Genomic DNA, 22,208 nt, shown 5'->3' with positions numbered 1-22,208 from the left:
GTTGTTAGTTTTAGGATATTTTATAATCTAAAACCTTGCTAATATCACTCAGCAAAGCATATGCCGTTGGTTCGTTTATTCCACCAGCTAGTGTAGTGGGATATCCTCCACATTCTATATCTACTCTGTAAGAAACATTTATTAGCTGCTGTCTTAGTTTTAAAGCACCAGCAGTAGAAGCAGGATTATGATAACTCTGATAATTAGATATAAATACATATTCCTCATCTACATGGTTTCGTATTATTATACGATGAATATCCTCTTTGTTATAATCATTACCTTGTTTTGTTATTTTATCCGAGGTTACAGTAAATGAGCTTGGCTGTCTGTGTAAAGTATACTTGGTGCTTTTTTGCATAAAATAAATAATTGCACCTATTATTACAGTAGAAGTTATAACAACTATTGGTCCTGAGCACATTATTAATAACAAGGGTATTATCAATAAAGGTAGAAGTATTTTTGCAATTGAGGGTGCTTTTTCGGGTTGTACATTAAACTCATACCCATTATCGATGTTTCTTTTGGTGTAAGGCATATTAGTTTGATTAGGATTAATATAAATAAAGCAAAGCTAATTTAAGGTTTTATTTTTTGATAATCAATGGCTTAAATAAGTTGCATGTATTTGTTTTAATACTAATGAATGTTCATTTTGAAGTAAATGACCGTTTAGATAGCACATTCCGATATCCACAGATAAGGGAATTTATTTTTTGAAAACATTGTTTTAAACAGATACACTTGCACCAAGTGTTGAATGCAATATGTTTCATCTTGGGTGGTTTTTGGAAGTTACGCTTATCGTTGAGTATATGAAAAGTAGGCGATTTCGAAGCACCAAATTTTCGGTTATGCACAAAGTTTGATACGAGCCACAACCCTCGAATTTACTACTGTTTCGCCTATTTTTTATATGTATTATTGTGTTTTCGTACTTCTTTTTCTTTTGTTCTTTCTTGAATTATCTGTTTGCATTTATTGCCGCTTCTTCAATCCAATTTTGAAAATTTTCTTTACCGTTATTCCATTCATAGCTATAACGATTATAGATTTCATCTAAGGTATATTCTTTACCAAAATCATTCTCTTTGAAGTGTGAATTCTTAATTCTAGGTAAATCTTTATATTTAATCCAATTGTCTTCTTTGTATTCAAACAAATCAATGAATTTTCCGTCTGCCGTTACTCTTAGAGAAAGGTAGCTGAAAGGATTTTCTCCTCTCCAAAATTTGGTTTTGCCGTACTTATCTTTTATCCAATTTATTCCTACACCCACTTGCCCTTTTTTCATTTGGAAGCTTTTGAATATTTCATATCTCACCCAACGTCTAGAATAGGTTTCTGAGCCAATTAAAACGCAGGTTACGCTTGAGCCTTTCAATTCAGAATCTATAAGAGATTTAATCTTAAGGACTTGTTTTTCTTTTGCTTCTTCCCAAATTGAAGAATCACGGAAAACATCACCGCTTTTTCTAAACCTTCCACTATTGCGAACAACATTTGCTCGAAAGTCAACCACATCTTGATAGTGAAATGAAAAATAAACGTTTCTTGCCATTCAAATGTAACTAATCCAACTAGTTATTAGCTCTTATGTCTATAGCTTCTTCTATCCAATCTTCTATGTTGTCTTCAATATGTGAATACACATTTGTACTGGTTGAGTAAGGCGGATTATAACACTTGACAATAGAAGAAAGAGATTTACCATTTACGGTAAAATCTTCAAAAGGATTTCTGCCCTTTTCAGCTTGGTTGCCATCACTATCTTTCAAATTGTGAACGTGTATCCCAACTAAACCCTTACCATCTTTCCAAGCCTTTTTTATTTCGTGTTTTATCCATTTTCTACCTGCAGTTTTTTCTCCGACAAACACTACTACACAAGATTTACCATACATATTGTTGTCAATCCATTTTTCAATAGCAGAATCACCGCCATTAGTGACTTCTTCCCATTTGTTAGAGGTTACTATACTGTTACCTTCAATTTTACCCATATTTCTAACTTGGTTAGCCCTCCAATTATCAGGAACGTAATGAAAACTTGTAAATACTTTTCTTGCCATAATTATATTTTTTGTAAAATGTTAATTGCTTTTATTGTGTTATTTATTATTTCTTTTTTTGTGGAATTATCTTTTCCAAGCTCCCTTATGGCATTATACAAATCTGTGTTATGCGGATAATAATTATGTAATTTGCTCGTAACTTCAGCCCAAAATGTCTTCGAAACCGAGCCTGTTGCACCGATTGGGATTGGGATAACATTATGTTTGAGGCAGATTTGGAATTCTTCTTCCATACCATTTGAGCTAACTAATTCACCGTTAACCATTTTATTACCAAAGACAAAAATTGCAATACCTGCTTTTGAAATCATATCATTTCTATATTCCGTCCATATTTCGGGAATGCTTTTTGTGCCTGATTGCATTTGAGGAAATGGTCTTAGAATTAATAAGTCATCTAGATTTCTGTAATTAGAGTTTAACTTAAAATCAAGAGCACCATTAATAACTATACTTCCTATTCCTAATCCATATCCTGAAACTATTTTATATTCATCTTGAGCCAACCTATAACTTAAAGAATGGATTAAATCTTTTGCATCTGACTCTGTATATGGTGAATAGTCGTGTGCAGCACCTGAAACAAATATATTTCGTCTTTTGATTCTCTTCTCTATCTCGGATAAAATTTCGGTTATTTCCGAATATTCCTTAATCATTACAGCGTGAATACCGTATCTAATTAAATCATCAATTTTTAACTCTTGTTTGATTTTGGCGTAAAGAAAATCTTCCTTGTTCTCCTCGTCAGACTTATCAGAATCATTGAAATCTGTTTGACTTAGCTCCTTAAAAAAACAATAATGTGTTGGTGTATTGTCTTTTAAAAGCACTTTGATTCTACTTAAAATGTATTCTAAATTTGGGTCATCAAAACTGAAGCCAATAAATAAGAAAGTTTGAGATAACAAATCTCCTCTAAGTGCAGTCGAAAAAAATTCTCTTTTATCACCATATGTTTCGTAATCGTCTTTAGTTAGAATTGCGTCATCAGGGGAATCTTTATCTCCGTGCATTTTATAAACAATAGCATCTTTTTTCTTAATGTTTCTTGAAAAATCAAGATTTCTAATTTTAGTCTCTACTGTTTTGCCTTCCGCTTCTAAACTTCGTTCAATAAGTTTGTCATAGTTTGTTGTCCAATAGGTGTCAATGTCAAGTCTAGATAGGATTTTGTGATTTTCATTTCCCGTTGTCAGACTAGTAAATTCGTTAATAATTTTATTGTTTATTTTTCCTCTTTTGAATTTGTTAAAATGGTATTGAGCAAGCGATATTAAGTCGTGTTCTTTTTCTATATCTAAATCTAGTTCTTCTGCTAAATCCCTTAATAATTCTTTCCAATTAACAAAACCCGAAGCGGCAGATAGTCCTGCACCTGCGAAGATTGCTGCATCTCCACTATTAATTTCAGTTATGAAATCATTCATAAACTTCATTTGGCTTTGTGTGAACTTCATTTTATTTTATGTTTTCAGTTTGTTCTTAGCTTTTTCTGTATGAAACACAACGCTAAGATATAGTTCCGTTTCAATGAACTATAGCGTTTAATACCTGTCTGCCGACAGGCAGAAGCAAAGTTCGCACTTTTAAAGCAACAAGTCAATACGTAACTTTACGTAGTTTTTATATATTACATAGCATCAACACCAAACACCCAACACCAATATCCTTAACCTCAAAAAACACAATCCCTTTCTGCATAGCTATAACACACATAGTTTCACTAGTATAATCATATAAATATCCTATTACTAAGCTACATTTATACCATATATATACCGACTATATGCCGACTTTATACCGTAGTAAAGGTAGGTTTCCTTGGGATATCATTAAGGTGAGAGACCAAAAAACCCCAAACCATAAGCTTAAGATTCATTATTTTTAACCTCATGAAAGCTTTAGAAGATTTTACAGCAGCCTTTTCATCCTTTGCTTGGGGTTTACCATTGCTTATCTTACTAGTTGGTGGTGGCTTGTATTTATTAATCCGTTCGCAGTTTTTACCATTTCGGTATTTAGGGCATGCAATTAGCGTGTTGAGAGGTAAGTATGATAATCCCAATGATGCTGGCGAAATATCGCATTTTAAAGCCTTAACAACAGCGTTGTCCTCTACAATAGGTATGGGAAATATAGCTGGTGTGGCTTTAGCAATTTCGGTTGGTGGACCTGGTGCTATGTTCTGGATGTGGGTAAGTGCCATTGTTGGTATGAGTACCAAATACTTTACATCGACTTTAGCGATTTTATACAGAGGTAAAGACAGTGATGGAAATATACAAGGTGGACCAATGTATTTTATTACTGAAGGCCTTGGCAAAAACTGGAAATTCTTAGCCGTGTTATTTAGTGTGTTTGGGATGCTGGGCGCATTGCCAGTGGTAAATGTTAATCAGCTAAAACAGGCTATTAATGATATTATATTAAGACCTAATGGAGTAGAGGTGTCTTTTGGTAGTAACCTTATTATTGCTATTGTTTTGGTAATTCTTACAAGCATTGTAATTCTTGGCGGTATACAACGTATTAGTCGTTGGGCTTCTAAAATGGTACCTGCTATGGTAGTGTTGTATTTTGTGTTGGTCATGATTATACTAGGCATCTATATTGAAGAAGTTCCTAAGTATTTGTCTATGATTGTAACAGATGCTTTTGCTGCGGATTACTTCCCTAAAGACAAACCTTTTTTAGGAGGTGTTTTGGGAGCATTGATATTGCATGGTATAAAACGAGGAGCATTTTCTAACGAAGCTGGTTTGGGTACAGCACCAATGGCACACGGAGCAGCAAAAACCGATGAACCAGTAAGAGAAGGTTTGGTAGCAATGCTTGGTCCTGTGATTGATACTTTAATTGTGTGTACATTAACGGCTTTAGCGATTTTGGTTACAGGTGTTTGGCAAACCACATCAGACAATGGTGTAAGTTTAACGGCTTCTGCTTTTGAGCAAGCCTTGCCTTATGGTCAGTATTTATTAATGGTTTGTGTGTTTTTCTTTAGTGTGTCGTCGTTGTTTAGCTATTCGTACTATGGTACAAAATGCTTATCGTTTTTAATTGGTGCAGATAAAAAGCACTATTACAATTATTTCTATATTCTGAGCATCGTTCTTGCGGCAACTACACCTTTTGAGGCGATGATTAACTTTATAGATGGTGTGTTTGCATTTATGGCATTTCCAACAATGATTGCCACAATTCTATTAGCGCCAAAAGTGCTGAAGGAATCTAAACGCTACTTTGCGAGTTTAAAAAAAACTAAGAGTTAGTAATGGAGGACTTAAACTGAGCAGGAGTCATCATTTCCATTTTTTTGAATTGCCTGTTGAAGTAACTCGTATTATTAAAGCCAGATTTAAAAGCGATTTCAGACATTCTCACATCTTTAGATTCTTTTATCAATTTCTTTGCGAATTTAATTTTTTCAGAATTGATATAGTCAATAGGTGACACACCAAGCGTGTTTTTAAATTGCTTATGAAAGTGAGATGTGCTCATATAAGCTTTCTTCGCTAGCTGATCTACTGTAATGTCTTTATTGGTGAGATTATCCTTGATGAATTTTATGACTGTGCCAATACGTGTATCATTAAAGATATTGTTGGTATCATTAATAATAAGAGACTTTGCTTTAGTTTGAAGTAGTCTAACGATCAATTCCTGAATCATCAAATCTAATAATACATCTTTAGATTTATTGTTGTTGGTAAACGTGTAAGTTAGACGTTCAATAAGATGGTTAACATCTACATTATTAATAAGGTGCGATGCAGTATTGTCTAAATCCCAATTATTGTTTTCGTTTTCAATAGCTACATTTTGATTGAATTTTTGAACAACTTCTTCAATCTTAAACGCATCAATGCCTAGAGCTAAGCATTGTGTTGGTTTTTCTTCCGTTGCAAGAGGAAAATCAATAACCATTTCTTTATTAGTAGGCATAACAACAGATTCACCTGGGAAAAAATCAAAAGTTTCAAAACCGTCAATATGCATCACTTTCTTACCAGTCAGCATACTTGCAATGATTGGAAAACCAAAAGTCAACGAAACTTTTTCAGCATAAGCATGTGTTTCATAGATATTCAACTCGGCATACTCAGCATTATAAGTGGTTCTGTTCTCAACCAAAGTGGTGAGTTTTCTGTTGTTTCTATGTTGATTTAATAAGGATGTCATATTCAATAATACGAAAATTAAATGCTAAAATGTCTTAAAAAGAGATATGTTCAAAAATATGATAAATATGTTCAATTATTTTAGAATATGACAAAATAACTTTACGAAAAGTAAAAAATAGTCAATTTTTTGGCTTAAAAAATCAAGAACTAATAAGTAATCTAAATTTAAGATGAGTTATTCTAAACCACAATTTAAAGCATCCTATGGGAACTTTATAAACGGAAAGTTTGTAGAGCCAATAGGAGGAGAGTATTTTGAAAATACCTCACCAATAGACAAGTCGTTAATTGCAAAATATCCAAGATCACAAAAAGAAGATGTAGAGTTAGCCTTAGATGCAGCTAATGCAGCAAAGGAAGCTTGGGGAAATACTTCGGTAACTGAGCGTGCAACATTATTAAATAAAGTAGCAGATATTATTGAAGCTAACTTAGAAGAGTTTGCTTTAGTTGAAACTTGCGATAATGGTAAACCTATTAGAGAAACATTAAATGCCGATGTACCATTATCTGTAGACCACTGGAGATACTTTGCATCTTGTATTAGAGCAGAAGAAGGTAGTGCAACAGAGTTAGATGCCAATACCTTATCAATGAATATAAAAGAGCCACTTGGTGTTGTTGGTCAAATTATTCCTTGGAACTTCCCTTTATTAATGTTGTCTTGGAAGTTACCACCAGCCCTAGCAACAGGTAACTGTGTTGTGTTAAAACCAGCAGAACAAACACCATCTTCGGCAACTTTGTTAATGGAAAAAATAGCAGATGTGTTTCCTCCAGGAGTTGTAAATGTGGTTCATGGCTTTGGGCCAGAAGCTGGTAAACCATTAGCATCGAGTTCTCGTGTAGATAAAGTGGCTTTTACAGGAGAAACGACAACAGGACAGTTAATTATGCAGTATGCGTCTAAGAACTTAAATCCTGTAACTATGGAATTAGGTGGTAAGTCACCAAACATTTTCTTTAATTCTGTAATGGATGAAGATGATGCGTTCTTAGATAAAGCTATTGAAGGAGCAGTGTTATTTGCGTTTAATCAAGGTGAAGTTTGTACATGTCCTTCTCGTATTTTAGTTCAGGAAGATATTTATGATAAATTTATGGAGCGTGTTGTTGAACGTACAAAAGCTATTGTGCAAAACAGTCCATATGATACGAGTTGTATGGTAGGAGCGCAAGCCTCTAATGACCAATACGAAAAAATTCAGTCTTACATTAAAATAGGTATGGATGAAGGTGCTAAAGTACTTTGTGGTGGTGATGCTAACAAAGAAGGAGACTTAGCAAACGGATTCTTTATTCAGCCAACGATTTTAGAAGGTCATAACAAAATGCGAGTGTTTCAGGAAGAAATCTTTGGACCAGTAGTCTGTGTGACTAAGTTTAAAGATGAAGCAGAAGCATTAGAGATTGCTAACGATACACTCTATGGACTTGGAGCAGGAGTTTGGACACGAGATGCACATCAGTTATATCAAATACCACGTGCTATTAAAGCCGGTCGTGTTTGGGTTAATTGCTACCATGCCTATCCAGCGCATGCGCCATTTGGTGGATATAAGAAGTCTGGTTTTGGTAGAGAAACGCATCAAATGATGATGAGTCATTACAGACAAACTAAAAACATGTTAATCTCTTACGATAAAAACAAATTAGGTTTCTTCTAGAAACATTTGATTAATAGCTCGTAAAGGCTGAATGGTTAGGGATTCAGCCTTTTTTAATATATTAAAGTCATGAAACGTGTAGAGATTACAGAAAATGCCAAAAAAGTTGTCAGACAATTAAAAGAAAAGCATGGAGAGTTAATTTTTCATCAAAGTGGAGGTTGTTGTGATGGTTCAGCACCCATGATTTTTGAAAAAGATGATATGTACTTGGATGAGAGTGACATTTTTCTAGGAGAAGTAGAAGGTGTTCCGTTTTATATGAACCAAGATCAATTTGAGTACTGGAAACATACACACCTTACTATAGATACAACTGAAGGAAGAGGAGCAAGTTTCTCGCTAGAGATTCCTTTGGGATTACGATTTATTATTCATTCTAGAATTTTAACTGAAGAAGAGGATTCTTATTTCAATCCAAAGTCTAGCTAAAAATAAGTTTCAACAATATAGCAAACCCTGAAAAATCTAATTTTTCAGGGTTTTGTTATATGTATAATTATTGGTTAAAAAAGATGATGATTCTTTAAAATATTAATAGTCATAATTAATAATTATTAAAAAATTTAGGTTTGAATTGTATATATATTGCTAAATTAATATATTTATGCTAAATTACTATATATGAAAATTGACCTGTGTCCTAATTGTGGTTCTGATAGTTACGTAAAAAGTGGAATTGTAAACGACAGACAGCGCTATAGATGTAAATCCTGTAACTATTATTTTACAGTCAATAAGTTAGGTAAAAAAATAGATGACTATTACGTTAATAAGGCTTTACAGTTATACTTAGAAGGATTAACCTATCGTGAAATTGAGCGTATATTAGGAATCTCACACGTTAGTATTATGAATTGGGTTAAGAAATACAATATTAAACGACCGTACAATTCAAAGTATCATCCTACTTACAAAATTCTCAACGCTCAAGAGCTTGCTACATTCTTCTCAAATGCTAAAAATTTGTCTGGTGCAGGTGCATTAGTAACTGAGCTAGGAGATAAATTCATGCTCATAAAATGGGAGCGTTTCAGAGATTAGATATATAATTAGCAAAAAGATATATTAACTTTTTTTTTAGAGATTGTTTTTTAGAGTTTAGTGGTGCACACAAAATCAATGTTTAACTAACTAAACAACTAATCTTTTATGAAAAAACTTAATTGTATCGTAGTGGTTCTTACACTATGCTTTTTTTCTGGGTTTTCTCAATCAGAACCTGAAATGGGTTATGGGAAGGGCTACAGGATTAATTTTAACGATGATGGTACCAAGTACATGAGATTCATTTCTTGGGGACAATTTTGGGCACAATACAATGATGATGCACCAGATGGTACCGAAAAACTCTCTATGAGTGTAAGAAGAGCCAGAATCCTGAGTTGGATAAAATTCAGTGATAGGTTCTCCTTGGTTGCACATTTTGGACTTAACAGTTTAAATGCTGGTAATGCTGGACCAGTAGGTAAAGATGATAGCGCACAATTATTCTTCCATGATTTTTGGGGAGAATACAAAGTGGCTAAAGATTTCTACGCTGGTGCCGGACTTCATTACTGGAATGGAGTTTCTCGTTTAAACAATCAAAGTACACTAAACATGTTGACTTTAGACAATAATAGATCGTCTTGGTCAACTCTTGGGCTGTCAGATCAGTTTGCGCGTCATATAGGTGTATATGTTAAGGGTAAATTTGGTAAACTTCAATATCGTTTTGCCTTAAATGAAGCTAACACAAATACTTTAGATAACGACGGTACACCAAGAGATGTAGGTACTGCAACTGTATATCGAGGTAGAGAAGTGCTTGGTTCTGCAGACGCTGGAAAGGTAATTCAAGGTTATGTAGATTATAATTTTTTAGATCAAGAATCTAATGCTTTGCCTTATAAAGTTGGTACATACATGGGAAGTAAAAAGGTTTTCAACATTGGAGCCGGATTCTTTAGCCATCCTAGTGGTGTTGTACTACCAAATGGTGAAGGTGACGATGTTCTGTTATTTGCTGCAGATGCTTTTTATGATGCACCAATAGGCGATAATGGTTCGGCTATAACAGCCTATGCTACATACCAAAACAATGATTATGGTGAGGATTTTTATTTAGGACCTTACGCAACAGGTAATATGATTTATGGTCATGTAGGTTATGTGCTTCCAGGCGATAAAACAAAAACTAGATTTCAGCCTTATGTAGCATATTCTACAAGAAGTATTGATGCTATAGATGATAATGCAAATCAATTTAAATTGGGAGCTAACATATTCTTCACTGGTCATCATTCAAAATTAAGTTTCGATTACACCAATGATAAAGTTGGAGATGGTGATGCAACAGGAGTCTTTACTGTTCAGGCTATGATATTTTTATAAGAATCATCTGATTTAACTATAACGAATAAACAAATCAATTATGACAGAAAAACAAAAAAACGCATCGGCTTATTGGAAGGAAAATGTAAAATACCTTTCAATATTACTGGTTATTTGGTTCTTGGTTTCTTATGGCTGTGGAATCTTATTTAAAGATGCTTTAAACGAAATAAAGCTTGGTGGGTTTAAGCTAGGCTTTTGGTTTGCTCAGCAAGGATCAATATATGTGTTCGTAATATTAATTTTTGTGTACGTACGCATAATGAATAAACTAGATAAAAAATACGGTTACGACGAATAGTCCTAACTAATAACCAATAAAAATTAAAAAAATTATGAGTGTACAAACTTGGACATGGATATTAGTAGGAATCACATTCGCACTATATTTCGGAATTGCAATTTGGGCTAGAGCTGGCTCAACAAAAGATTTTTATGTTGCTGGTGGTGGTGTATCACCACTTGCAAATGGTATGGCAACAGCTGCAGACTGGATGTCTGCCGCATCATTCATCTCAATGGCAGGACTTATTTCATTTATGGGATATGATGGTTCTGTGTTTTTAATGGGATGGACAGGTGGCTATGTGTTATTAGCACTACTTTTGGCACCTTATCTTAGGAAATTTGGAAAATTTACGGTGCCAGATTTTATAGGTGATCGTTATTATTCTAATACTGCGAGAACAGTAGCTGTAATATGTGCTTTAATTGTATCATTTACTTATGTAGCTGGACAAATGCGTGGTGTAGGTATTGTGTTTTCGCAATTCTTACAAGTAGATATTAACCTTGGAGTTATCATAGGGATGGCAATTGTTTTGGTATTTGCTTTCTTAGGAGGTATGAAGGGGATTACCTATACGCAAGTTGCTCAATATTGTGTATTGATTTTTGCTTTTATGGTGCCAGCATTTTTCATTTCAATGCAGATGACAGGAAATATCATTCCACAATTAGGAATGGGAGGATCAGTAGAAGGAGGAGAATTTCTTTTAGATAAATTAGATAAATTACACACACAATTAGGGTTTAATGAATATACAAGCGGAACAAAATCAACTTGGGATGTGTTTGCTATTACATTGGCTCTTATGGTTGGTACAGCTGGTTTACCTCATGTAATCGTACGTTTCTTTACAGTACCTAAAGTAAAAGATGCTCGTAAATCTGCAGGTTTAGCGTTATTGTTCATAGCTATTCTTTATACAACTGCACCAGCTATTGCTGTTTTTGCAAGAACTAACTTAATCGAAACAGTAAGTAATACCGAATACAATGAAGTTCCTCAATGGTTTAAAAATTGGGAAGACACTGGCTTAATAGCTTGGTCTGATAAAAATGGTGACGGTAAAATTCAATATGTAGCAGGTAATGCCTTAGACGGAAAGCCTAAATATACAGGTGAAGCTACTGATACTAGTGCTAGAGGAGCATTTGGGGAACGTATGGTCTCTAATGCAAATGCAGAAGAAAATGAGCTTTACGTAGATAGAGATATTATGGTGTTGGCAAACCCTGAAATAGCAAACCTCCCTAATTGGGTAATAGCACTTGTTGCTGCTGGTGGATTAGCCGCTGCACTTTCTACAGCGGCAGGTTTATTGCTGGTAATTTCTACATCAATTTCTCATGATTTGATTAAAAAGCAAATTAAACCAGATATTTCTGAGAAGGGTGAGTTAATGGCTGCTCGTATAGCTATTCTTGTAGCGATTATAATTGCTGGTCTTTTTGGAATTTATCCGCCGGGATTTGTAGCTGCGGTAGTCGCCTTAGCCTTTGGTTTGGCTGCTGCTTCATTCTTCCCAGCGATTATACTAGGAATCTTTGATAAACGTATGAATAGACAAGGAGCTGTAGCAGGTATGATTGTAGGTATAGTTTTAATGCTTTATTATATGATTGTATACAAAACAGGATTAATTGGAGTAATGGATCCAAGACCATCAAGCGAATGGTGGTTTGGTACTTCACCAGAAGGTTTTGGTACTGTTGCTATGCTTGTTAATGTTGTTGTATCGGTTGTAGTGTCTCGTTTAACGCCTGCGCCACCACAACACGTACAAGAAATTGTAGAAAACATTAGAATACCTTCAGGTGCAGGTGAAGCACAGAGTCATTAATTGACAAGTTTTATTAGTTGATAAAAACAGTGTTGCAATTGCAGCACTGTTTTTTGTATTTTAGTTAACTATGAAAAAACGACACGAACAAAAGTTGATTATACTTTCAATTACAGCTTTGGCAATACTAAATGTGCCATTTCTATTGATTTTTAATAATGATGGTCATGTATTCGGTGTTCCCACATTTTATTTTTCAATTTTTTCAATTTGGCTAGTGGTTATTTTGGTGTCTTACATTGTAATAAAGCGTCATTATGAGTAACTACGTTTTATTTTTTATAATAGTAACCTATTTGGCGGCTTTGTTTTTCATTGCGTATATAGCAGAGAAAAATTCTAAGAGCAAATGGGTAAATAATTCTGTGGTTTATACCTTGTCTTTAGCAGTATATTGTACAGCATGGACCTACTATGGTAGTATAGGTATTGCAGCCAATTCAGGTGTAGACTTTTTGCCAATTTATTTAGGGCCTGTGATTGCAGCACCACTCTGGATAGTCTTAATGCGAAAAATTGTAAGGATATCTAAGCAGCATAAGATTAGTTCTATTGCAGATTTTATTTCGCTACGTTATGGTAATCATAGATTTTTAGGTGCGTTGGTAACAATAGTATGTCTATTGGCAATTGTGCCTTATATTTCACTGCAACTTAAGGCTGTTTCAGAAACATTTCAAATTTTATCAGATGATACGAGTTATGTGTCAACGTCTGTTTATGACGACTCAACCTTTTATATTGCTTTACTATTAGCGGTTTTTGCAACTTTTTTCGGAACACAAACAACAGATGCTTCAGAAAAGCATAAAGGTATAGTGGTGTCTGTGGCTTTTGAATCTATTCTAAAACTGGTTTTCTTTTTGTTTGTTGGTGTATATGTAACCTACATTTTGTTTGATGGTACAGAAGATATTTATGCTAAAATGTCTACAGCCGATAATTTTGAATCGTTAACAACAATCAATGGTTTTGAAGGTGGTTTCAATTGGTTGTATACTATTATGTTGTCTTTTATGGCTATATTTTTATTGCCGAGACAATTTCAAGTTTCTGTGGTTGAAAATGTGAGAGAAAAGCATTTAAAAAATGCTATTTGGATGTTTCCATTATATCTTCTCTTCTTTAATGTTTTTGTAATTTTTGTTGCTTGGGCGGGCAATTTAACGATAGGTAATACAGGTCAAGCGGAGTATTATGCATTGCTATTGCCATTACAAAACGGTAATAATTTTATAGCAGTTTTGGTGTTTTTAGGAGGTTTTTCGGCAGTAATTTCAATGGTTGTTGTGGCGACATTAGCATTATCTACAATGGTGAGTAACAACCTGGTAATACCTTATGGCTTTTTAGATTATTTCATAAAAAGTCATCCTGAACGAAATGCTAAATACATTAAAAACATCAGACGTATTTCAATTTTCTTAATCATTATTAGTGCCTATGCATTTTATGTTAATTTTTCTTTTGAATTATCATTGTATTCTATTGGTTTAATGGCGTTTGTAATAATATCTCAACTGGCTCCATCTTTTTTTATTGGCTTGTTTTGGAATAGAGGTTCATCAAACGCAACCATAATTGGAATAGTCGCAGGTATTGCAGTGGTATTTTATACATTAATCTTACCTTTTTCTCTGCATGCCTTAAATGGTTCAGATGATTTGGTGCAATATGGTTTAGCTGGTATTGAGGTTTTAAAACCTCATGCTTTGTTTGGTATAGATTTCTTAAGTCCGCCAGCACATGCGTTTTTCTGGAGTATGTTGGTAAATATCTTTTGTTACATGACATTTTCTGTGATTAAAAAAGGGAATTACAGAGAGCGTAACTATGCAGAGATGTTTGTGGACAGCAAAAACTATACAGATTTGCAAGACGGAGCATTAGTTTGGAAAGGAGAGGCTTACGTTGCAGATATCAAGAAGGTTTTGGTTAAGTTTTTAGGAGATGATAGAACAGAGCGTGCGTTAAATCTTTTCTTTAGAAAATATGATTTACCATTAGACACACAAATGGCAGATGCAAGGTTGATTAACTTTTCTGAAAAATTGTTGACAGGAAGTATAGGTAGCGCTTCGGCTAAAATATTGATATCAAGTGTGGTAAAAGAAGATGAAGTAAGTTTGGTAGAAGTACTTAAGATTCTCGAAGAATCTAAAGAAACCATAGCCAGAAATAAATTACTCAGAGAAAAATCTAACGAACTCACAAAGCTTACTAATCAACTTAAGGATGCTAATGAAGAACTTATTGAAAAAGACAAGCAGAAAGATGAATTTCTAGATACAGTTGCGCACGAGTTAAAAACACCTATTACAGGTATAAGAGCAACAACGGAATTATTAATGGATGATGACGATGATATGCCTTCAGAAATAAAAACACAATTTCTAAAAAATATGCTTCAGGATAGCGATAGATTATCAAGACTGATACATAATATTTTAGATTTTGAAAAACTCTCTAAAGGACGTACACAGCTTAATATCAATAAGTACAATATTAGAAATACAATTCAAAAAACCATTGATAGTCTAAAACATATAGCAGATAAGAAGCAGGTAAAAATAGTTTGTTCAAATAAAAGTGATCTTAATGCGGAATACGATGAAGATCGTATTGTACAGGTATTAACGAATCTTATTTCTAATGCCATAAAATTTTGTGATGTTAAAAAAGGTGAGATTATAGTAGATTATAAATTTGATTTAGGATATTTGGAGGTAAGTATAAAGGATAATGGTAAAGGTGTGCCAGAGCAAGATTTACCATATATTTTTAATAAATTTTATCAATCAAAAAATCAAAATATCCAAAAACCAGAAGGAAGTGGTTTAGGTTTAGCAATTTGCAAACAAATAGTAGAAAACCACAATGGAAAAATCTGGGCAAAAAACAATCAAAAAAGTGGTGCAACCTTTGGTTTTAAGCTACCTTTTAAGTAAATTGTCAACGTGTTCGAAGAATGAAGAAAATTGTTATCGTCGATGACGAACCAAATATTGTAATGACATTAGAATACACTTTTAAAAAACACGATTTTGAAGTGTATATAGCAAGAGATGGAAGCGAAGCTTTAGAAATCTTACAAAGTGTAATTCCAGATGTTATTATGTTAGATGTTATGATGCCAAAAGTAGATGGATATCAAACACTTAAGTTAATTAAAGAAAATGACCAGTTAAAAGATACCAAAGTAGTGTTTTTAACTGCAAAAAATAAAGCTTCAGATATTGAAAAAGGCTTAAAACTTGGAGCAGATAAATATTTAACAAAGCCCTTTTCAGTAAAAAAAATAGTTTCAGAAATTAATGAGCTCATAGCTTAGCGGTTTCACTTTATTAAACATTGGTTTTGTGTGCAAAAGAAACTAAGTTTAATAAAAGTAAAACAAAATGAAACGTCTACGTATCAATGCTTTAACGTCTGATATTATTATCAGTATTTACGTTATAGTAACATTATATCTCCGTTTTAAATTAGAAAGTGAGACAGCAACAGGTGTATTTGAGTCAATAATAATGGGTGTCTGTTTTGTTGTGATTATATGGGCTTTAATAAAGTTGAAAGTATTAAATCCTGGTTGGTTTGGTTTGTTTAATTCTAAAAAAAGCTAAGCCATGAACTATCAAGAGATATATAAAGAAAGTATAAATCACCCTAAATCCTTCTGGAAAAAACAGGCAGAACAACTAGAGTGGTATAAGCAGCCAACTGATATTTTGGGTGCTGATGAATATAGTTATCCACAATGGTTTCAAGATGGAACGCTCAATCTAAGCTACTTGTGTATAGATAAGCATATAAAGGATGGTTTTGGAGATCAAAATGCTATCATATATGATTCGCCTGTAACCGACAGAAAACAGCACATAACTTTTAACGAACTGCACAAAGAAGTCTCTAAATTGGCAGGTGGTTTGCAATCACTAGGTTTGCAAAAAGGAGATACCTGTGTTATATATATGCCAATGATTCCACAAGCCTTATTTGCTATGTTGGCATGTGCGCGTTTGGGAGTAATTCATTCCGTAGTTTTTGGTGGTTTTGCACCTCACGAATTAGCAATACGAATAGACGATTGTAAACCAAAAGCTATCATTACAGCATCAAATGGAGTAGAGATAAAACGTATTATTCCGTACAAACCATTTGTAGATGAAGCTATTTCTCTGGCAGAACACAAACCAGACCATGTTGTTGTTTTTGATAGGGAATTAGGTGTTGAAATTCCATATCACGAAAGAGATGTAGACTATACTAAATTAGTTTCAAAATCAGAAGTAATAGAGCCAGTGGAGGTAGAATCTAATCATCCATCATATATACTCTATACTTCTGGAACAACAGGAAAACCAAAAGGGATTATCAGAGATACAGGTGGTTATGCGACTGCGCTTAAATTCTCAATGAAGTATATTTATGGTGTCGAAGAAGGAGATGTGTACTGGGCTGCAAGTGATGTGGGTTGGGTAGTTGGCCATAGTTATATTGTTTATGGGCCTTTGCTTAATAGAAATACCACTATTTTATTTGAAGGAAAACCAATTAAAACACCAGATGCTTCAACGTTTTGGCGCGTCATTAGTGAGCATAAGGTAAAAGTAATGTTTACAGCGCCTACAGCAATTAGAGCCATAAAAAAAGAAGATCCTAATGGAGATTTTATTAAAAAATACGATTTAAGTTCTCTTAAATTTCAATTCCTCGCAGGAGAACGTTGTGACGTCGCAACTTTACGTTGGACAGAGCAACACTTGCATGTTCCGGTAATTGATCATTGGTGGCAGACCGAAAGTGGTTGGCCAATGTTGGCTAATATGGCAGGAGTAGAGCTCATGGAAGTAAAACCAGGCTCAGCGTCATTACCAGTTTGTGGTTATGATATTCAGGTATTAAATGAGGAAGGAAAAGAAGTAGCGGCAGGAGTAGAAGGCTATGTAGCAGTAAAACTCCCATTACCTCCGGGAACACTCTTAAATCTTTGGGGAAATCCAGAGCGATTTAAAAACGGTTATCTTAGTAAGTTTCCAGGTTATTATTTTTCGGGTGATGGAGGCTATAAAGATGAAGATGGTTATGTCTTTATTACAGGTCGTGTAGATGACATTATTAATGTCGCAGGCCATCGTTTGTCTACAGCAGAAATGGAAGAGATTGTAGCATCTCACAAATCGGTGGCAGAATGTGCTGTTTTTGGAGTGCATTGCGATATTAAAGGGCAAAAACCTTTAGGACTTATCGTTTTAAAGTCTGGAGAGCATGCTGATGAAAGCGATATTTCAAAAGAAATCATTCAAGATGTTCGCCACGAAATAGGTGCGGTAGCTGCATTTAAAGATGTCTTTGTGGTAAAGCGTTTGCCAAAAACAAGATCTGGGAAAATTCTTCGTAAATTGTTGAGACATATTTCAGACGATTTAGAGTACAATGTGCCATCAACTATAGATGATGTTGCAATAATTTCAGAAATAGAATCAGTTTATAAAAAAAATCAAATAGGAATACATAAAAATATATAATCAATTATGAGTAATTATCATATTAAACACTTTGAAGAGTATTTTCAAGTTTATAGAAAGTCTGTAAGAAATCCAGAGGCCTTTTGGGAAGAAATCGCTGAAGAGCACTTTGTGTGGCGAAAAAAATGGGACAATGTATTGAGTTGGGATTTTAAAAAACCAGAAATAAAATGGTTTGAAGGTGCAAAGTTGAATATTACAGAAAACTGTATCGATAGACATTTGCATACAAGGGGAGATAAAACAGCAATTTTGTTTGAGCCCAATGATCCTAATGAGCCGGCAGAACACATTACTTACAAGCAATTACACGAACGCGTCTGTAAGTTTGCTAATGTATTATTAGACAAGGGTATAAAAAAAGGGGATCGTGTATGTATTTATTTACCAATGATACCAGAATTAGCAATTTCTGTATTGGCATGTGCTCGTATTGGAGCAGTACACTCGGTTGTTTTTGCAGGATTTTCAGCTACAGCATTATCAACACGTATAAATGACTGTGATGCAAAAATGGTGATAACATCAGATGGATCGTACAGAGGTTCAAAAACTATAGATTTAAAAGGTATTGTAGATGAAGCTTTAGAAGATTGTCCAGGAGTAGAAAGTGTTTTGGTGGCTAAGCGCATCAATTCAGAAATAAATATGAAAGAAGGACGCGATGAGTGGTTACAACCATTGCTAGATGAAGCATATAACGATTTAACAGCAACTGTTATGGATGCTGAAGATCCATTGTTCATTCTGTATACATCAGGTTCTACAGGTATGCCAAAAGGTATGTTGCATACCACTGGAGGATATATGGTGTATTCTGCTTACACGTTCAAAAATGTGTTTCAATATCGCGAAGATGATGTGTATTGGTGTACGGCTGATATAGGTTGGATTACGGGACACAGCTACATTGTTTACGGACCATTATGTAATGGTGCAACAACCGTAATGTTTGAAGGTGTACCAAGTTATCCAGATTTTGGACGTTTTTGGGATATTGTAGAAAAACATAAAGTAAACCAATTTTACACCGCACCAACAGCAATTAGAGCGTTAGCAAAACACGGTACTGAACTGGTTGATAAATACGATCTATCATCATTAAAAGTACTAGGTTCAGTTGGTGAGCCAATTAATGAAGAAGCTTGGCACTGGTACAATGATAATGTTGGTAAAAAGAAAAGCCCTATTGTGGATACATGGTGGCAAACCGAAACAGGTGGAATTATGATTACACCAATTCCATTCTCAACACCAACAAAACCAACCTATGCAACTTTGCCTTTTATAGGAATTCAACCTGCATTAATGAATGAAGAAGGCAAGGAAATAAAAGGCAACCAAGTTGATGGTAGACTTTGTATAAAATTCCCTTGGCCATCTATGGCAAGAACCATTTGGGGAAATCATCAACGTTATAAGGATACTTATTTTTCTGCGTTTGAAGACATGTATTTTACAGGTGATGGTGCGCTTAGAGATGAAGTAGGTTATTACAGAATTACAGGAAGAGTAGATGATGTTATCATCGTGTCTGGCCATAACTTAGGTACAGCACCAATTGAGGATGCTATTAATGAGCATCAGGCAGTAGCAGAATCTGCTATTGTTGGTTTCCCTCACGACGTTAAAGGAAATGCACTTTATGGTTATATAACCTTAAAAGATACAGGTGAAAGTAGAAATCATGAAAACGTAAGAAAGGAAATTAATCAATTAATAACAGATCGTATTGGTCCTATTGCTAAGTTGGATAAAATTCAGTTTACAACAGGATTGCCTAAAACACGATCTGGCAAGATTATGCGACGTATCTTAAGAAAAATTGCGTCTAATGATACTAGTAATCTTGGTGATACAAGTACATTGCTAAATCCAGAAGTTGTTCAAGAGATTATGGATAATGTATTGTAACAACACTAAAAGTTAATTTTCAAATCCCAGATTCCAGAAAAATATGTGTGCAATGGAATTTGGGATTTTTGTTTTCTGCTATGGTGCTTTTCTTGGCTTCTTTTCTAACTTAGCAAAAAATTAAATTGTTATGTTAAAAGCTGTGCTGTTTGATATGGATGGAGTTATTGTAGATACAGAGCCATTGCACCGAAAAGCCTACCATCAAATGTTTGATGATGTTAATATTAACGTAGATGAAGATTTGTATGCTTCTTTTACAGGGCAGTCCACAATTAATATTTGTAAGCGATTGGTAGATCACTTCAATTTAAATGAAACACCAGAAGAATTAGTAAGTTTAAAGCGTAAGCATTATAAAATCTTTTTTGAAAATGATGATTTAGAGCTTATTGATGGTGTGTTAGATAGAATACAGGATTATCATAGCAATGATGTAAAGTTGGTTGTAGCATCTTCGGCTTCAATGCTAGGTATTAAACAGATTTTTGAACGCTTTGACCTTAATCAGTATTTCAGTGCAAAATTTAGTGGAGCAGATTTAAAAAAATCAAAACCACATCCAGAAATTTTTATTAAAGCAGCCGAATCTACAGGCTTTAGTAAGTCTGAGTGTTTGGTAATTGAAGATTCAACCAACGGAATAAAAGCAGCACATTCTGCTGGTATTTATTGTGTGGGTTTTAAAAGTCCACATTCATCACATCAAGATTACTCTTTGGCCAACAAGATTATAACTAGTTTTGAGGAAATCAGTTATAGTGAAATTGCGAATATCATTTAGCTATATTTATTAGTAATCTCTTGTACAACCTCAGCTGTTTTAGCCTCTTTGTTTATGGATTCTAATACGGTTGGTGGTGATTTTCTAACGTTACAGTTAATTACTCCACAGCCCTCGCAAGTAACACCAACATGAGGTGTTTCTATGTCTTTATGGTTTAGAAAATTGACTTTTCGTTGTAATTGAGCATTTAACTGAATACCAATAGAGATACTGCGGTATCGGTTTTGCTTAAAAGGGTCTTTGGTTGCAGATGCCAGTACCAAATATTTCTTGTTTTCGGTGACATAATCAGAAATTTGAATTGAGAATTCATGATCTGTATTGTTGGCACTAATGGCTTGTAATACTTTAATAGAAGCCCATTTTCTACAATAGTGTTCATTGGTTTCTCTTGCTCTTGGTGATTGTTGTTTTTCTAAATGTAATTCTTTGTTAAGGTAAAAGTTGTCCGTTCCTTTTTTGTGCGAGAATCTTAAAAAGAACAAATTTTTCAACTTAAATTCTTTTGGAAGTATGTTCGTTAATCTTTGGTATATACTTTCTGGTGACGCATTATACTTTTGTAATAAGTCTTCAAAATCTTCGGTTTTAAATTCCTGTTGTTCAAACAGAATTTTTAGGTTTTCAACTATACTTTCTTTAGGTATGATTAGTGCTCCAGCAAAATAGGAAGCATAAAAATTATTTAAAACTTCATCAAAATTGTCAAACTTAATCCAAGAAAAAGTATACAAACGATCTTTTATATTTAAGTAATTATAAGCTAATTCCTTTGCGTAAATAAAAGCACGCTGTGCATCATCGATACTTTTGGTAATTAGTAATGTTTTTGTTTTTGGAACAAATATAGATCTAAGGTTGTCTAACTCGCTATGTGCTTCTAACTCGTCGTTGTTGATGTTGTAGCCAAACTCTTCTATTAAAATATCTTCTAATTCTTTTGAAGTAATTTTTTTTGAAAGATCTACATGGTAAGTTTTTGCAAACTTAAGAACCTGTTGTTCTAAATCTTCAAAATAATTATAGTTGGCTTCTTGAAAAGATCGAACCGAAGCCAAGAAAAAGTTTTCTCTACTAAAGTTATAGTTCTTAGCAATCTCAATAATGGTGCTAATAAAAGCGGTAACTTTTACAGGAGCATTAGATATAATATCTATAAGTGTACTTTCTTGAATACCGAATAGCTCTAAAGGTATTTCCTTTAGTAGTTTAGATTGTAAGATTTCACCAATTGGAGCTAGGTTTTTATCTAGTTTTAAGGATACCAATTCGTCATAACTTACTTCTAAATGTTCAGATAAGGCAGCAATTTTATCTGGTTTTGGATATTTTTTTCCTTTTTCAATCTCATTTAAATAAGACTTTGATAATCCTGAAAGCTTAGAGAGTCCAAATAATGAAAGCCCACGATCTGTGCGGATTTGCTTTAGTTTTAATCCAAAAATTAGTTTGATATAATCTTGTTCCATAGTTACAAATATAGTACTATTTGCGAATATATGTTTTTAGCGAAAAATAAAAAATAGCGAACGTTCGCTTGTTTTTTTA

General features: G+C 33.9%; 20 protein-coding genes. 14 read left to right on the top strand and 6 right to left on the bottom strand.

All coding sequences use genetic code 11. The annotated features are described in order from the left end of the window. Window positions 1-10 precede the first annotated feature (10 nt). The 4 genes from MST30_RS14325 to MST30_RS14310 all read right to left on the bottom strand — a co-directional run bounded on the left by MST30_RS14325 (window position 11) and on the right by MST30_RS14310 (window position 3,538). The gene (locus MST30_RS14325) at window positions 11-541 is read right to left on the bottom strand and encodes a hypothetical protein (protein ID WP_243472092.1); all 531 of its coding nucleotides are present in this window, start codon (window positions 539-541) and stop codon (window positions 11-13) included. A 426-nt stretch (window positions 542-967) separates the two neighbouring features. Continuing rightward, entirely contained in the window at window positions 968-1,564 is a 597-nt protein-coding gene (locus MST30_RS14320; RefSeq protein WP_243472091.1) for a TIR domain-containing protein, read from the bottom strand. Window positions 1,565-1,583: 19 nt separating this feature from the next. Next, a complete protein-coding gene (locus MST30_RS14315; protein ID WP_243472090.1) occupies window positions 1,584-2,075 on the bottom strand; it encodes a TIR domain-containing protein in 492 nt (163 codons plus the stop codon). A gap of 2 nt (window positions 2,076-2,077) precedes the next feature. Continuing rightward, window positions 2,078-3,538: an SIR2 family protein gene (locus MST30_RS14310; protein WP_243472089.1), complete on the bottom strand. Its 1,461-nt coding sequence runs from the start codon at window positions 3,536-3,538 to the stop codon at window positions 2,078-2,080. A gap of 435 nt (window positions 3,539-3,973) precedes the next feature. On the opposite strand from MST30_RS14310, the gene MST30_RS14305 reads away from it, so the two are divergent. Further along, a complete protein-coding gene (locus MST30_RS14305; protein WP_243472088.1) occupies window positions 3,974-5,353 on the top strand; it encodes an alanine/glycine:cation symporter family protein in 1,380 nt (459 codons plus the stop codon). On the opposite strand, the gene MST30_RS14300 is transcribed toward MST30_RS14305, so the two are convergent. Next, a complete protein-coding gene (locus tag MST30_RS14300; RefSeq protein ID WP_243472087.1) occupies window positions 5,343-6,263 on the bottom strand; it encodes an AraC family transcriptional regulator in 921 nt (306 codons plus the stop codon). The genes MST30_RS14305 and MST30_RS14300 overlap by 11 nt on opposite strands. A gap of 172 nt (window positions 6,264-6,435) precedes the next feature. Here MST30_RS14300 and MST30_RS14295 point away from each other — a divergent pair, with 172 nt between their 5' ends. From MST30_RS14295 to MST30_RS14235, 13 genes are all read left to right on the top strand, one after another. Continuing rightward, entirely contained in the window at window positions 6,436-7,932 is a 1,497-nt protein-coding gene (locus MST30_RS14295; RefSeq protein WP_243472086.1) for an aldehyde dehydrogenase family protein, read from the top strand. Window positions 7,933-8,001: 69 nt separating this feature from the next. After that, on the top strand, window positions 8,002-8,364 hold the full coding sequence (locus tag MST30_RS14290; RefSeq protein ID WP_243472085.1) for a DUF779 domain-containing protein: 363 nt from the start codon (window positions 8,002-8,004) through the stop codon (window positions 8,362-8,364). Between the two features lie 192 nt (window positions 8,365-8,556). Further along, window positions 8,557-8,976: an IS1/IS1595 family N-terminal zinc-binding domain-containing protein gene (locus MST30_RS14285; RefSeq protein ID WP_243472084.1), complete on the top strand. Its 420-nt coding sequence runs from the start codon at window positions 8,557-8,559 to the stop codon at window positions 8,974-8,976. A 108-nt stretch (window positions 8,977-9,084) separates the two neighbouring features. Continuing rightward, a complete protein-coding gene (locus MST30_RS14280; protein WP_243472083.1) occupies window positions 9,085-10,308 on the top strand; it encodes a hypothetical protein in 1,224 nt (407 codons plus the stop codon). A gap of 40 nt (window positions 10,309-10,348) precedes the next feature. Continuing rightward, window positions 10,349-10,609 carry a DUF4212 domain-containing protein gene (locus tag MST30_RS14275; protein ID WP_243472082.1) on the top strand — a complete coding sequence of 87 codons (261 nt, stop codon included), beginning with the start codon at window positions 10,349-10,351 and terminating at the stop codon, window positions 10,607-10,609. 34 nt (window positions 10,610-10,643) lie between these two features. After that, complete coding sequence (locus MST30_RS14270; RefSeq protein ID WP_243472081.1) at window positions 10,644-12,434, top strand: sodium:solute symporter family protein; 1,791 nt, start codon at window positions 10,644-10,646, stop codon at window positions 12,432-12,434. Window positions 12,435-12,504: 70 nt separating this feature from the next. Then, the gene (locus MST30_RS14265; protein WP_243472080.1) at window positions 12,505-12,699 is read left to right on the top strand and encodes a hypothetical protein; all 195 of its coding nucleotides are present in this window, start codon (window positions 12,505-12,507) and stop codon (window positions 12,697-12,699) included. Further along, window positions 12,692-15,382: a sensor histidine kinase gene (locus tag MST30_RS14260; RefSeq protein WP_243472079.1), complete on the top strand. Its 2,691-nt coding sequence runs from the start codon at window positions 12,692-12,694 to the stop codon at window positions 15,380-15,382. The genes MST30_RS14265 and MST30_RS14260 overlap by 8 nt, the downstream gene beginning before the upstream one ends. 20 nt (window positions 15,383-15,402) lie before the next feature. Continuing rightward, window positions 15,403-15,765 carry a response regulator transcription factor gene (locus MST30_RS14255; protein ID WP_243472078.1) on the top strand — a complete coding sequence of 121 codons (363 nt, stop codon included), beginning with the start codon at window positions 15,403-15,405 and terminating at the stop codon, window positions 15,763-15,765. Window positions 15,766-15,832: 67 nt separating this feature from the next. Further along, window positions 15,833-16,054, top strand: a complete 222-nt coding sequence (locus MST30_RS14250) for a hypothetical protein (RefSeq protein WP_243472077.1) — start codon at window positions 15,833-15,835, stop codon at window positions 16,052-16,054. 3 nt (window positions 16,055-16,057) lie between these two features. Then, window positions 16,058-17,959: an acetate--CoA ligase gene (locus MST30_RS14245; protein ID WP_243472076.1), complete on the top strand. Its 1,902-nt coding sequence runs from the start codon at window positions 16,058-16,060 to the stop codon at window positions 17,957-17,959. Between the two features lie 6 nt (window positions 17,960-17,965). Next, entirely contained in the window at window positions 17,966-19,873 is a 1,908-nt protein-coding gene (gene acs, locus MST30_RS14240) for an acetate--CoA ligase (protein WP_243472075.1), read from the top strand. A gap of 130 nt (window positions 19,874-20,003) precedes the next feature. After that, window positions 20,004-20,657, top strand: coding sequence for an HAD family hydrolase (locus MST30_RS14235; protein ID WP_243472074.1), 654 nt, complete (start codon window positions 20,004-20,006; stop codon window positions 20,655-20,657). Here MST30_RS14235 and MST30_RS14230 read toward each other — a convergent pair. Then, the gene (locus MST30_RS14230) at window positions 20,654-22,129 is read right to left on the bottom strand and encodes a helix-turn-helix domain-containing protein (protein WP_243472073.1); all 1,476 of its coding nucleotides are present in this window, start codon (window positions 22,127-22,129) and stop codon (window positions 20,654-20,656) included. The genes MST30_RS14235 and MST30_RS14230 overlap by 4 nt on opposite strands. Window positions 22,130-22,208: the final 79 nt, after the last annotated feature.

This window comes from Winogradskyella sp. MH6 (genome assembly GCF_022810765.1).
Taxonomy (GTDB): Bacteria; Bacteroidota; Bacteroidia; order Flavobacteriales; family Flavobacteriaceae; genus Winogradskyella.
Note: the sequence above shows the minus strand (reverse complement) of the source record. Positions and strands in the feature narration are given on the sequence as shown.